Genomic DNA, 12,664 nt, shown 5'->3' with positions numbered 1-12,664 from the left:
ATCCCTTCAGCCCTTCTTGTTCTGGCGGTTGGCGATCAGATCATCGACCACGGCCGGATCAGCCAGTGTCGAGGTATCGCCGAGTGCGGAAAAATCGTCCTCGGCGATCTTGCGCAGGATACGGCGCATGATCTTGCCGGAGCGGGTTTTCGGCAGTCCGGGCGCGAACTGCAGCTTGTCGGGCGAGGCGATGGCGCCGATCTCCTTGCGGACATGGGCGACAAGCTCCTTGCGCAGTTCCTCGCTCGGCTCCACGCCTTTCATCAAGGTAACGTAGCTGTAGATGCCCTGGCCCTTGATGTCGTGGGGATAGCCGACGACAGCTGCTTCCGAAACCTTCTCATGGCTGACGAGCGCCGATTCGACCTCGGCCGTTCCCATGCGGTGGCCGGAAACGTTGATGACGTCGTCGACGCGGCCGGTGATCCAGTAATAGCCATCGGCGTCGCGGCGACAGCCGTCTCCGGTGAAGTATTTGCCCTTGTAGGTGGAGAAATAGGTCTGCACGAAGCGGTCGTGATCGCCATAGACCGTGCGCATCTGGCCGGGCCAGGAATCGGCGATGCAGAGATTGCCGTCGGCCGCCCCTTCCAGCACCTTGCCTTCGCCGTCGACCAGTTGCGGTTTGATGCCGAAGAAGGGCCGCGTCGCCGAACCGGCCTTGAGGTCAGTGGCGCCGGGCAGCGGCGTGATCAGAATGCCGCCGGTCTCGGTCTGCCACCATGTGTCGACGATCGGCACCTTGCCGTTGCCGACGATGTTGAAATACCACTCCCAAGCTTCCGGATTGATCGGTTCGCCGACCGAGCCCAGCACGCGCAGCGACTTGCGCGAGGTCTTCTTCACCGGTTCGTCGCCGGCGCCCATCAGCGCGCGCAGTGCCGTCGGCGCGGTGTAGAAGATGTTGACCTTGTGCTTGTCGATGACTTCCCAGAAGCGCGACTGCGAGGGGTAGTTCGGCACGCCCTCGAACATCAGCGTGGTGGCGCCGTTGGCGAGCGGGCCATAGACGATATAGCTGTGGCCGGTGACCCAACCGACATCGGCGGTGCACCAGTAGATATCGCCATCATGGTAGTCGAAGACATATTGGTGGGTCATCGAGACATAGACGAGATAGCCGGCGGTGGTGTGCAGCACGCCCTTCGGCTTGCCGGTCGAACCTGAGGTATAGAGGATGAACAGCGGATCCTCGGCCTTCATCTTCTCCGGCTTGCAGTCGCCTTTCACCGTGGCGATCTCGTCATGGTACCAGATGTCGCGTCCCTGGACCCAGCCGGTCTTGCCGCCGGTGCGGCGAACGACGACCACTTTTTCGACCTTGGTGCCGGCCTTGGCGGCGATTTCGATCGCTCTGTCGGTGTTTTCCTTCAGCGGGATCGGCTTGCCGCCGCGCAAGCCCTCGTCGGCCGTGATGACGAAGGTCGACTTGCAGTCATCGATGCGGCCGGCCAAGGCGTCCGGTGAAAAGCCGCCGAAGACGATCGAGTGAATGGCGCCGATGCGGGTGCAAGCCAGCATCGCGTAGGCGGCTTCCGGGATCATCGGCATGTAGATGGTGACGCGGTCGCCCTTCCTGACGCCGTGCTTCTTCATCACATTGGCGAGCCGGCAGACATGCTCGTAGAGCTCGTTATAGGTGATCTTCTTGTCGTCGTAGGGATTGTCGCCTTCCCAGATGATGGCTGTCTGGTTGCCGCGCTTCTTCAAATGGCGGTCGATGCAGTTGTAGGAGACGTTGGTTTCGCCGTCCTCGAACCATTTGATCGAGACCTTGCCCTCGAAGGAGGTGTTCTTGACCTTGCTGAACGGCTTGAACCAGTCGATGCGCTTGCCGTGCTTGCCCCAGAACTTGTCCGGATTCTTCACGCTGTCAGCATACCATTTGAGGTAGGTGTCATTGTCGATCAGCGCATTCTTCTTCCACGCCGGCTGGACGCGGTGGATCTTCACCTCGGACATGTCTTCACTTTCCTCCCAAACCACCCCGCCGGCTTGACCACAGCCAGGATCACGGCGACGCAGCCGCGAATTCGGCGGCATTATTAACAGTTCCGCGCTGACGGCAACATTAGACGTTGGATTCGCGTGGCGGGATGCCGCAGCTCCCGTCTCGGTTGTATCAGCACTCGGCAGCGGTCGCTGCTAACTGCATGTTTTCGTGCATAAAACCCGACTGGGATCAGGAAAATCATAGACAGTTAAGGAACGGCGCGCACAATTCGGTGTTGGGAGGAATGGAGAATCAACTAGGCCAAGGGGCTGTCATGCGCGATCATTCCGAAATGGACCTGATGCTCAAGGGGTATGGCCTGACCACGGCCAAGATTCTGTACCATTTTCCCGACCACCCGCATCTGCTGCAGAGCTTCATCTGGCAGGATTACGATCTGGCGCCGAAGTTTCCGGTGCTGATCAAGTTCATCGAGTTCTGGAAGGCCAGGCTCGACGGGCCGCTGCATTCGATCAGCTACACGCACCAGAAGCTGATCGCGCCGAACGAATGGCGGAAGGTGGATGGGGAGTTCGTGCTGCACTGAGCGGCAGTATAGCTGATCTCCCCCGCAAGGGGGGAGATTGGCAGCTTCAACGTCGTGCGATCACACCGCAGGCGGGTTCAGTCGGGCGAAACCTTCCTGGCGGCGATAAGGGAAGTACGGGTAGGGCGCGGTCACTTCGCTTGCGGCGTCGAGCTTTTTGACCTGCTCCGGCGTCAATGCCCAGCCGACGGCGCCGAGGTTCTGGCGCAGCTGTTCCTCGTTGCGGGCGCCGATGATGACCGAGGACACGGTCGGGCGCCGCAACAGCCAGTTGATGGCGATCTGCGGCACGGTCTTGCCGGTCTCTTCAGCCATCGCATCAAGCGCATCCATGACCCGGTAGAGATGTTGGTCCGCGACCGGCGGGCCGAAATCGGCGGTGTCGTGCAGCCGGCTCTTTTCCGGCAGGGGCTGGCCGCGGCGGATCTTGCCGGTCAGGCGGCCCCAGCCGAGCGGGCTCCACACCAGCGCGCCGATGCCCTGGTCGATACCGAGCGGCATCAGCTCCCATTCATAGTCGCGACCGACCAGCGAGTAGTAGACCTGATGCGCGGCGTAGCGCGGATAAGCATGCTTGTCAGCTTCCGCCAGCGATTTCATCACCTGCCAGCCGGAGAAGTTGGAGACGCCGACATAGCGCAGCTTGCCGGCGCGCACGAGGTCGTCCAGCGTCGACAACACCTCCTCGATCGGCGTGCCGGCATCGAAGGCGTGCAGCTGCAACAGGTCGATGTAATCGGTGCCCATGCGCTTCAGGGCGGCGTCGACGGCTTTGATCAGCCGCGAGCGCGACGAGCCGTAGTCGGCCGGTCTGTCGCCCATCGGCAGCGAAGTCTTGGTCGAGATCAGCACCGCGTCGCGGCGGCCTTTGATGGCTTCGCCAAGCACTTCCTCGGAGGCGCCGTTCGAATAGACATCGGCGGTGTCGAACAGATTGACGCCGGCCTCGAGGCAGATGTCGATCAGCCGCCGCGCTTCCTTGGCATCGCTGTTGCCCCAGGCCCCGAACAGCGGCCCGGAGCCGCCGAAAGTGCCGGCGCCGAAAGAGAGTGCGGGCACTTTCAGGCCCGATGCGCCGAGACGTCGATAATCCATTTTATGCTCCTTGATGATGTCGAAGAAGGATTGCGCGTGATGCTCATGACTGGGCGCAGACCGGCACCCCGATTGTGGGGGCGCGATCGAGGCGCAGCGCCAGGGCAGCGACGCCAAGAGCCGCGACCGGCAGCAAAGCGGCGATCCAGGTTAGTGAGCCGAGGCCGAGGTCATGGGCAATCACCGCGCCGCCAAGCCAAGCGCCGGCGGCATTGCCGAGGTTGAAGGCGGCGATGTTGAAGGACGAGGCGAGGCTCTGGCCCGCGCCTTGCGCCTTTTCCAGCACCCACATCTGCAGCGGCGCCACGGTGGCGAAGGCGGCGGCACCAAGCAGGCCGACATAGATGACGGCCAGGATTTGGCTGTGGACGGCGAAGGTCATTGTGGCCAGCACCAACGCCAGCACCACGAGGCTGCCGAGCACCGCCGGCACCAGCCAGCGGTCGGCGACCTTGCCGCCAAGCAGATTGCCGGCGATAAGACCGCCACCGAAGACGAGNCTCGGTGAGCAGCGGGGCGATGTAGGTGAAGACGGCGAAGACGCCGGCATAGCCGAGCACGGTGGTGGCGAGGCCGAGCAGCACCGGCGTGCGGCGCAGCACTGCGAGGTCGGCGCGCAGATTGGTCTTCTCGGGCGCTTCCTTGCTGCGCGGCACCAGAAGCAGGATGACGGCAAAGGCTGCCAAGCCGACCAGGGTTACGGCCCAGAAGGTGGCGCGCCAGCCGAAGGTCTGGCCGAGCCAAGTGCCGAAGGGCACGCCGAGGATGTTGGCGATAGTCAGGCCGGTGAACATCAGCGCGATCGCCGAGGCTTTCTTGTTGGGCGCGACCAGGCCGGTGGCGACCACCGAGCCGACGCCAAAGAAAGTGCCATGGGCAAAGGCGGTGATGATGCGGGCGCCCATCAGCGTCCAGTAGTCGGGGGCGATCGCACAGGCGAGGTTGCCGAGCGTGAAGATCGCCATAAGGGCCAGAAGGACGGTGTTGCGGGGCCAGTTGCCGGTGGCGATGGTCAAAAGCGGCGCGCCGATGACGACGCCCAACGCGTAGCCCGAAATCAACTGGCCGGCGGCCGAGATCGAGACTCCGAGATCTTTGCTGACATCGATCAGCAGCCCCATGATGACGAATTCGGTGACACCGATGCCGAAGGCGCCGGCAGCGAGGGCGTAGAGAGCAAGAGGCATGGCGGTTTCCAGTTCGAACTCGATGAACGCGACCAGACCCGCGCCCCGACCGCAGAGATCGTGTTGCCATGCCTTGTGAACCAGACTTGCCTTGGGCATATTTCCTGTGAAATAGATTCACAAATGGCCAGACCCGATATCAACCGTTCCGGCGAGATCGAAGTGTTCGTCCGCGTCGTCGAGGCGGGCAGTTTCTCGGCTGCGGCTCGTTCGCTGCGTATGACACCGTCGGCGGTGAGCAAGCTGATCGCGCGACTGGAGGCAAGGCTCGGCGCGCGGCTGGTCACGCGCTCGACGCGCAAGCTGCAGCTGACGCCGGAAGGGACGGCGTTCTATGACAGCGGGGTGCGCATCCTGGCCGATATGGCGGCGGCCGAGCGCGAGGCGGCCGTGGGTGCCGCGCCGCGCGGACGGCTGCGCGTCAACTCCTATGTGCCCTTCGGGGTGCATCGGCTGATCCCGCTGCTGCCTGATTTCCTCGAACGCTATCCCGAGATTTCGGTCGATCTGGTGCTGACCGACAGCGTCATCGATTTGATGGCTGAGCGTGCCGACGTCGCCATCCGCGCCGGGCCGCTCGGCGAGTCGCGGCTGGTGGCGCGCAAGCTCGGGCAAAGCCGGATGACAGTCGTTGCCGCACCGTCCTATCTCAAGACGCATGGCACGCCGCTGGTTCCAGCAGATCTCGACCGGCACAATCGCATGGCTTTCGGCTTTGTCCGGCATGTCGATGGCTGGTCGTTTGTCGATGCAACCGGGAACGCCGTCATGGTGCCGATCACCGGAAACACGCTGGTCGGCGATGGCGAGTCGATGCGGTTGATGGCGGTCGGCGGCGCCGGCATCGCCCGGCTGGCACACTGGCATGTGGCCGATGACATCGCGGCGGGGCGGCTGACGGCGCTGCTGGAGGATTTCAATCCGGGCGACGAGGAGCCTACCCACGCCGTCTATGTCGGCCAGGGCCGGCATTTGCCCGCACGGGTGCGGGCGTTTCTCGACTTTCTGGTCGAGAGCGTGCGGATGAGCTGAAAAGACGTTGGGGAGCCAGATGACCCCCCAAGCATCAGGCGACAGCGATGACTATTTCTTCGGGGTGAACGGCGCCGGGCGGCGACCGGCGCCCTGACGCTCCAGCATCCAGCCGGGATATTCGGCCGGCAGCGCGCTGACCTCGTCCAGTTTGGCCAGATCGTCGGCGTCGAGCTTCAGCTCAGTGGCGGCAAGGTTCTGCTCCAACTGCTCCATGCGGCTGGCGCCGATGATGACGCTCATGACGAAAGGTTTGGCCAGGACATAGCCGAGCGCCACCGTGGCGACGCTGACGCCGTGCTTCTGGGCGATGTCGCGCATGACGGTGACAGCCGCCCAGGCGCGGTCCTCATCGACCGGCGGGAAGTTGAAGCCAGCGCGGCGGCCTTCGCCATTGCCGGGCGCGCCGGGACCGTATTTGCCCGACAGCAGGCCGCCGGCCATCGGCGACCACACCATCAGGCCGAGCTTTTCCTCGTTGATGAGCGGCACGATCTCGCGTTCGAGGTCGCGACCGGCGATCGAATAGTAGGACTGGATGGTCTCGAAGCGGGAAAAGCCCTTGCGCTCGGTAATGCCCAGAGCCTTGGCGATACGCCAAGCCTGCCAGTTGGAGACGCCGACATAGCGGACCTTGCCGCTGGCGACGAGGTCGTCGAGCGCCCGCAGCGTCTCGTCGATCGGCGTCACCGTGTCGGTGCCGTGCAACTGGTAGAGATCAATATGGTCGAGCTGCAGCCGCTCCAGGCTGCCTTCGACCGAATCCATGATGTGGCCGCGCGAAGAGCCGCGCTCGTTCGGGCCCTGGCCCATGGCGCCATGCACCTTGGTGGCGATGACGACGTCCGAGCGCTTCACGCCGAGATCCCTGAGCGACTGGCCGAGCAGGCGTTCGGACTGGCCGAAGGAATAAACGTCGGCCGTGTCGAAGAAATTGACGCCGGCGGAGATGGAACGGCTGACGATGTCGTTGACGCCCTTCTGGTCGAGGCTGGCGATCAGGCCCCATTGGGCATTCTCGCCGGCGGCGCCGAAGGTCATGGTGCCGAGGCAGAGTTCGGAGACAAACATCCCCGTATTTCCGAGTTGATTGTAGCGCATGGTGGCTCCAGCAGATTGGTGATGACGCCAAGCAAATAGGAACGGCGCGTTTCGTTTCCAGTCGTGGCGCAATGATGGGCCGGCTCTGGCTCAACCTGCGGCCGACCCCAACACCGAATCAACACAGGCGGGTCAGGCTTCCCAAGGGTTGAACATTGTGACGCGAGTATCGTCGAAATCGGCGACGTTGCGTGTGACCAGTATGAGGTCGTGGAAGAGCGCCGTCGCGGCTATAAGCCCATCTGCGTCGCCGCGCGTGCGGATCGCGGAGATGCGACCCCATTGGGCAGCGATGCTCTCGTCTATGCCGAGAATTCGGTTTTCGTAGCTGTGGCGCAGACCGTGGAACCACGCTGCTAAATGGTTTGCAGTGTCGGGGTCGTTTCGCCGCTTCATTTCGATTCCGCGTGCGATTTCACCGAGCGTGATGACGCTTAGAAACAGAGACTGGCGCTCTTGCTTGATTATCCAATCCGCCACTGGCCCCTCTCGCTTTCGCGCACCCGACACGACGTTCGTGTCCAGAAGAAACATCAGAGGTCCACGTCTCTGCCGGGCCCCTTGGAGCGGCGATTGACCTCTTCGACGAAGTCGTCGTCCCACTCGGGACCGGAAAGAAGGTATTCCGCAAGTGAGGGCTTAGAGCCGACGAGCCTTTCGTATTCTTCAGCGGCCAACACGACAGCAGCGGGCTTTCCACGCAAGGTGATGGTCTGCGGGCCCTTTTCACGAGCCTGCTGAACCAGCTTCGAGAGATTGTTTTTTGCGTCCTGCAGATGCCAGTTCATGGAAGTATACCTAGCTAGCTTGGCTAGATATAGCATTGCTGCAGCGATGCAGCAACAAATGCTACTGTTAGGGCCGCGAGATCACCGAGGTTATCGGCCGCCAAAAATCGCCGAGCCGACGCGGACGCTGGTGGCGCCGAAGGCTATGGCGGTCTCGAAGTCGCCGGACATGCCCATCGACAGTTTTGCGACCCCGGCCTCTTTGCCGAGCTTTTCCAGCAAGGCGAAATGCGGGCCGGGGTTTTCGTCGGCCGGCGGGATGCACATCAGGCCTTCGATGGCGAGGCCATGGACATCGCGGCAGCGGGCGACGAAGGCGACGGCGTCGCGCGGCTCGATGCCGGCCTTTTGCGGCTCCGAACCGGTATTGACCTGGACATAAAGCTTTGGTGCGCGGCCCTGGCGCACGATCTCCTTGGCGAGCTCGGCGGCGATCTTCTCGCGGTCGACCGTCTCGATGACGTCGGCGAGCGCAACGGCTTCCTTCGCCTTGTTCGACTGCAGCGGGCCGATGAGATGAAGCTCGATGTCGGGGAATTCGGCTTTCAAGGCCGGCCATTTGCCTTGCGCTTCTTGGACGCGGTTTTCGCCGAAGACGCGCTGGCCAGCCTCGATGACCGGGCGGATGACGTCGGCCTCAAAAGTCTTCGACACCGCAACCAGCGTCACCGAACCGGCGTCGCGGCCGGCCTCGCGCTCGGCGGCAGCGATCCTCGTCTTGACGGCGAAAAACTGTTCGACGGCGCTGGCCATGTCCATATCCTGCCTGTCTTTAATCGTCTTGGCCGGCTCGCCGCAGTTGACGGGTCCGGCAATCCATGGTGAACACCGCGACGACATTTACCTTGGCCACCGGGCCTTGTCCGGCGGTCTGCGCCTGCTTTTAAGTGAAAATCATCCGATGGCAACCGAACGATACAATCCGCGCGCGTCAGAGCCCAAATGGCAGAAGGCCTGGGCCGAAAAGAAGCTGTTCGAAGCGCATAACAACGATCCAAAGCCGAAATACTACGTGCTGGAGATGTTCCCCTATCCCTCGGGGAAGATCCACATCGGCCACACCCGCAACTACACGATGGGTGATGTGGTGGCGCGCTACAAGCGGGCCAAGGGCTTCAACGTGCTGCACCCGATGGGCTGGGACGCTTTCGGCATGCCGGCTGAAAACGCGGCGATGCAGAACAAGGTCCATCCCAAGGAATGGACCTACGCCAACATCGCCGCCATGCGCGAGCAGCTCAAGATGATGGGCCTGTCGCTGGACTGGGCGCGTGAGTTCGCCACCTGCGACGTCGACTATTACCACCGCCAGCAGATGCTGTTCCTCGATTTCGTCGAAAAGGGGCTGGTGACGCGCAAATCCTCCAAGGTCAACTGGGACCCGGAGGACATGACGGTGCTCGCCAACGAGCAGGTCATCGACGGCCGTGGCTGGCGCTCGGGCGCGCTGGTCGAACAGCGCGAGCTGACGCAGTGGTTCTTCAAGATCACCGACTACGCGCAGGACCTGCTGGACTCGCTGAATGGTCTCGGCGAGTGGCCGGAAAAGGTCAAGCTGATGCAGCAGAACTGGATCGGCCGCTCGGAAGGGCTGCTGATCCGCTGGCCGCTGGCCGCTCCGGTTGGCGATGCGAAGGAACTGGAGGTCTACACGACCAGGCCCGACACCATTTTCGGCGCGTCGTTCATGGCGGTTGCCGCCGACCATCCGCTGGCCAGGAAGGCCGCCGAGACCAATCTCGATCTGGCCAAGTTCATCGACGAAATCAGGCATATGGGCACGTCGGTGGCCGCACTGGAGACGGCCGAGAAGAAAGGTTTCGACACCGGCATCCGCGTCGTGCATCCGTTCGACGACTCGTGGACCCTGCCGGTCTACGTCGCGAATTTCGTTTTGATGGAATACGGCACCGGCGCCATATTCGGCTGCCCGTCGGGCGACCAGCGCGACCTCGATTTCGCCAACAGATACGGCCTGCCGGTGATCCCGGTGGTGATGCCGGAAGATGCCGACGCCAAGACCTTCCATGTCACGGAAGAGGCCTATGTCGATGACGGCGTGATGATCAATTCGCGTTTCCTCGACGGCCTGAAGCCGGAGCAGGCGTTCGACGAGGTGGCAAAGCTCCTGGAGCAGAAGACCATAGGCGGGCGGCCAATGGCGGAGCGCAAGGTGAACTTCCGCTTGCGCGACTGGGGCATTTCGCGTCAGCGCTACTGGGGCTGCCCGATCCCGATGATCCATTGCGAGGATTGCGGCGTCGTGCCGGTGCCGAAGGCCGACCTGCCGGTCAAGCTGCCCGACGACATCGAGTTCGACCGTCCCGGCAATCCGCTCGACCGCCACCCGACCTGGCGGCATGTGAAGTGCCCGCAATGCGGCAAGGATGCGCGCCGCGAGACCGACACGATGGACACGTTCGTCGATTCGTCCTGGTATTTCGCGCGCTTCACCGCGCCCTGGGCCAATGAGCCGACGGAGCCCAAGGCTGCCGATGACTGGCTGGCCGTCGACCAGTATATTGGCGGCATCGAGCACGCGATCCTCCATCTGCTCTATTCGCGCTTCTTCACCCGCGCCATGCGTGCGACCGGGCATCTCGACCTGGCCGAGCCATTCAAGGGCCTGTTCACGCAAGGCATGGTGGTGCATGAGACCTACCGCGTCGGCGGTGCGTCGAACAATGGCCGCTGGCTGTCGCCGGCTGAGGTCAGGATCGAGGATGTCGGCGGCAAGCGCCGCGCCATCGAGATCGCCACCGGCGAAGAGGCGGCGATCGGCTCACTCGAAAAGATGTCGAAGTCGAAGAAGAATACGGTAAGCCCGGAAGACATCACCGACGGCTACGGCGCCGACACCGCACGCTGGTTCATGCTGTCGGATTCGCCGCCCGAGCGCGACGTCGAGTGGACGGACGATGGCGCCGCCGGCGCGCACCGTTTCATCCAGCGTGTCTGGCGCCTGGTGTCGATCGCCGCCGAGACGCTCGATGGCGTCAAGCCACAGGCGGCGCAGGATGGCGAGGCCGGTGCCGTTTCCAAGGCCGCACACAAGATCCTGAAAGCGATCGGCGAGGATATCGAGAAGCTCGGCTTCAACCGGGCCATCGCCCGCATCTACGAACTTGCCAATGCCTTGACCGCGCCGCTCAACGACGTTGCCGAGGGCAAGGCCGATGCGGCGCTGAAAGGCGCCTGCCGCGAGGCGGTGGAGATCCTTGTGCATGTGGTCGCGCCGGTCATGCCGCATCTGGCCGAAGAGTGCTGGCACACGCTCGGCGGCACCGATCTGGTCGCCGAACGGCCATGGCCGGTCTACGACCCGGCGCTGGTGGTCGACAACGAGATCGTGCTGCCGGTTCAGGTCAACGGCAAGAAGCGCGGCGATTTGACAATTGCCCGCGACGCGGACCAAGGTGCGGTCGAAAAAGCGGTTCTGGCTCTCGACTTCGTGCAGAAAGCGCTGGAAGGTAAGGCGCCCCGCAAGGTGATCATCGTGCCGCAGAGGATCGTCAATGTCGTTGCCTGATTTCAAAAAGACGGGGCTTGACTTCGGAAAGACGACGCATGTGCTGCGCCGCACCGCGCTCTGCGGGCTGGTGGCCTCGATGACGCTGGTTTCGGCCTGCACGGTCAGGCCGCTCTATTCGAGCGCGCCGCTGACGGCAGGCTCGACTGTCAGCGCGTCGGCGGAGCTCGCCTCGATCGCGGTCAAGCCGGTCAAGACCCGCTATGCCCAGCAGGTCCGCAACAATCTGATCTTCGCCTTCGGCCAGGGTGCCGGCGAGACGACGGCACCGGTCTACATGCTCGATCTCGGTGTCACCGAACTGGTCGAATCGGCCGCGGTGGTGCAGATTCAGACCGACGAAGACGAGCCGACGGCAGGCACGGTAACGCTGACCGCAAACTATGTGCTGACCGATGCCAGGACCGGCGTGGTGATCGCCACCGGCAAGCGGTCGATCCCATCATCTTTCGACAAGCCGACGCAGGAGTTCGCCTCCTACCGGGCGCAGCTCGACGCCGAGAACCGCGCCGCACGCGAACTGGCTGAAATGGTGAGCCTGTCGGTCGCCCAGGATTTGGTCAGGCACGGCAAGAAGGCCTGAGCGTTTCCTAGCCTTGCCAACTCGACTTTAGCAGTCCGCAATAAAAAGGCCGGTTTCCCGGCCTTTTTGTATCGAACCCGATCTCAGCCGATCTTCTGGCCGGTCTTGGCCCAGTCGGCAGCGAACTGATCCAGGCCCTTGTCGGTCAACGGGTGCTTGACCAGCGCCTTCAGCGTCGCGGCCGGCGCGGTAACGACATCGGCGCCGATCAGGGCTGCCTGCTTGACGTGGTTCACGGTGCGAACCGAAGCGACGAGGATCTCGGTGTCGAAATCGTAATTGTCGTAGATCTGCCGGATCTCCTGGATCAGTTCCATGCCGTCCGCGCCGGTATCGTCGACGCGGCCGACGAAGGGCGAGATGAACGAGGCGCCGGCCTTGGCCGCCAGCAGCGCCTGGTTGGCCGAGAAGCACAGCGTTACATTGACCATGCGGTTCATCTCGGTGCGGATCGTCTTGCAGGCGCGCAGGCCGTCGAGCGTCAGCGGCACCTTGATGCAGACATTGTCGGCGATCTTGGCCAGGATGTTGGCCTCGGCCATCATGTCCTTGTATTCGACCGCAACGACCTCGGCCGAAACCGGGCCCTTGACGATGTCGCAGATCTGCTTGGTGACCTCGGCGATCTTGCCGCCGGATTTCAGGATCAGCGAGGGATTGGTGGTCACGCCGTCGAGCAGCCCCAGGTCGTTCAGTTCCTTGATGTCCTTGATGTCAGCGGTGTCGACAAAAAATTTCATGGGGGTCTCCTGAAAGATTTCCATGTGCATGCCATGCACATTCGGGGTTGCCCTTTGATCTAGACCAAA

At 62.9% G+C, this 12,664-nt stretch carries 11 protein-coding genes and 1 pseudogene; 4 read left to right on the top strand and 8 right to left on the bottom strand.

Features of this window, described 5'->3' with window-relative positions; all coding sequences use genetic code 11:
• Positions 1 to 6: 6 nt before the first annotated feature.
• A complete protein-coding gene (gene acs / locus X730_RS141985) occupies positions 7 to 1,962 on the bottom strand; it encodes an acetate--CoA ligase (protein ID WP_023827102.1) in 1,956 nt (651 codons plus the stop codon).
• 305 nt (positions 1,963 to 2,267) lie between these two features.
• Here acs and X730_RS141990 point away from each other — a divergent pair, with 305 nt between their 5' ends.
• Complete coding sequence (locus tag X730_RS141990) at positions 2,268 to 2,540, top strand: usg protein (protein WP_023668649.1); 273 nt, start codon at positions 2,268 to 2,270, stop codon at positions 2,538 to 2,540.
• Between the two features lie 60 nt (positions 2,541 to 2,600).
• Here X730_RS141990 and X730_RS141995 read toward each other — a convergent pair whose 3' ends face one another.
• Together X730_RS141995 and X730_RS01000000164720 are read right to left on the bottom strand one after the other, a co-directional pair.
• On the bottom strand, positions 2,601 to 3,635 hold the full coding sequence (locus tag X730_RS141995) for an aldo/keto reductase (RefSeq protein ID WP_023688867.1): 1,035 nt from the start codon (positions 3,633 to 3,635) through the stop codon (positions 2,601 to 2,603).
• Positions 3,636 to 3,678: 43 nt separating this feature from the next.
• Positions 3,679 to 4,822: pseudogene (locus X730_RS01000000164720) on the bottom strand (MFS transporter).
• 123 nt (positions 4,823 to 4,945) lie between these two features.
• Between X730_RS01000000164720 and X730_RS142000 the strand changes: the two are divergent.
• Positions 4,946 to 5,854, top strand: coding sequence for a LysR family transcriptional regulator (locus X730_RS142000; RefSeq protein WP_023827101.1), 909 nt, complete (start codon positions 4,946 to 4,948; stop codon positions 5,852 to 5,854).
• Positions 5,855 to 5,905: 51 nt separating this feature from the next.
• Here X730_RS142000 and X730_RS142005 read toward each other — a convergent pair whose 3' ends face one another.
• The 4 genes from X730_RS142005 to X730_RS142020 all read right to left on the bottom strand — a co-directional run bounded on the left by X730_RS142005 (position 5,906) and on the right by X730_RS142020 (position 8,496).
• Positions 5,906 to 6,955 carry an aldo/keto reductase gene (locus tag X730_RS142005; protein WP_023827100.1) on the bottom strand — a complete coding sequence of 350 codons (1,050 nt, stop codon included), beginning with the start codon at positions 6,953 to 6,955 and terminating at the stop codon, positions 5,906 to 5,908.
• Between the two features lie 132 nt (positions 6,956 to 7,087).
• Positions 7,088 to 7,489 (bottom strand): type II toxin-antitoxin system VapC family toxin, encoded by a 402-nt coding sequence (locus tag X730_RS142010; protein ID WP_023827099.1) that lies wholly within the window; start codon positions 7,487 to 7,489, stop codon positions 7,088 to 7,090.
• Positions 7,489 to 7,743, bottom strand: a complete 255-nt coding sequence (locus X730_RS142015) for a type II toxin-antitoxin system Phd/YefM family antitoxin (RefSeq protein WP_023684084.1) — start codon at positions 7,741 to 7,743, stop codon at positions 7,489 to 7,491. Before X730_RS142015 ends, X730_RS142010 begins: the two co-directional genes overlap by 1 nt.
• Before the next feature lie 90 nt (positions 7,744 to 7,833).
• On the bottom strand, positions 7,834 to 8,496 hold the full coding sequence (locus X730_RS142020) for a YggS family pyridoxal phosphate-dependent enzyme (protein ID WP_023827098.1): 663 nt from the start codon (positions 8,494 to 8,496) through the stop codon (positions 7,834 to 7,836).
• A gap of 148 nt (positions 8,497 to 8,644) precedes the next feature.
• Between X730_RS142020 and leuS the strand changes: the two genes are divergently transcribed.
• Positions 8,645 to 11,272, top strand: coding sequence for a leucine--tRNA ligase (gene leuS, locus X730_RS142025; protein ID WP_023827097.1), 2,628 nt, complete (start codon positions 8,645 to 8,647; stop codon positions 11,270 to 11,272).
• Positions 11,259 to 11,855: an LPS assembly lipoprotein LptE gene (gene lptE, locus X730_RS142030; RefSeq protein WP_023698237.1), complete on the top strand. Its 597-nt coding sequence runs from the start codon at positions 11,259 to 11,261 to the stop codon at positions 11,853 to 11,855. The genes leuS and lptE overlap by 14 nt, the downstream gene beginning before the upstream one ends.
• Before the next feature lie 83 nt (positions 11,856 to 11,938).
• Here lptE and fsa read toward each other — a convergent pair whose 3' ends face one another.
• Positions 11,939 to 12,595 carry a fructose-6-phosphate aldolase gene (gene fsa / locus X730_RS142035; RefSeq protein WP_023688874.1) on the bottom strand — a complete coding sequence of 219 codons (657 nt, stop codon included), beginning with the start codon at positions 12,593 to 12,595 and terminating at the stop codon, positions 11,939 to 11,941.
• Positions 12,596 to 12,664: the final 69 nt, after the last annotated feature.

Origin of the sequence: Mesorhizobium sp. L103C131B0 (assembly GCF_000502275.1) — a bacterium.
Lineage (GTDB): Bacteria > Pseudomonadota > Alphaproteobacteria > Rhizobiales > Rhizobiaceae > Mesorhizobium.
The sequence above is the reverse complement of the archived record's forward strand: the minus strand, read 5'-3'. Positions and strand labels throughout refer to the sequence as shown.

Excerpts from the sequence above, each read along its gene's own strand:
- acs (WP_023827102.1), bottom strand. The coding sequence starts at position 1,962 with ATGTCCGAGGTGAAGATCCACCGCGTCCAGCCGGCGTGGAAGAAGAAT.
- X730_RS141990 (WP_023668649.1), top strand. The coding sequence starts at position 2,268 with ATGCGCGATCATTCCGAAATGGACCTGATGCTCAAGGGGTATGGCCTG.
- X730_RS141995 (WP_023688867.1), bottom strand. The coding sequence starts at position 3,635 with ATGGATTATCGACGTCTCGGCGCATCGGGCCTGAAAGTGCCCGCACTC.
- X730_RS142000 (WP_023827101.1), top strand. The coding sequence starts at position 4,946 with ATGGCCAGACCCGATATCAACCGTTCCGGCGAGATCGAAGTGTTCGTC.
- X730_RS142005 (WP_023827100.1), bottom strand. The coding sequence starts at position 6,955 with ATGCGCTACAATCAACTCGGAAATACGGGGATGTTTGTCTCCGAACTC.
- X730_RS142010 (WP_023827099.1), bottom strand. The coding sequence starts at position 7,489 with ATGTTTCTTCTGGACACGAACGTCGTGTCGGGTGCGCGAAAGCGAGAG.
- X730_RS142015 (WP_023684084.1), bottom strand. The coding sequence starts at position 7,743 with ATGAACTGGCATCTGCAGGACGCAAAAAACAATCTCTCGAAGCTGGTT.
- X730_RS142020 (WP_023827098.1), bottom strand. The coding sequence starts at position 8,496 with ATGGCCAGCGCCGTCGAACAGTTTTTCGCCGTCAAGACGAGGATCGCT.
- leuS (WP_023827097.1), top strand. The coding sequence starts at position 8,645 with ATGGCAACCGAACGATACAATCCGCGCGCGTCAGAGCCCAAATGGCAG.
- lptE (WP_023698237.1), top strand. The coding sequence starts at position 11,259 with ATGTCGTTGCCTGATTTCAAAAAGACGGGGCTTGACTTCGGAAAGACG.
- fsa (WP_023688874.1), bottom strand. The coding sequence starts at position 12,595 with ATGAAATTTTTTGTCGACACCGCTGACATCAAGGACATCAAGGAACTG.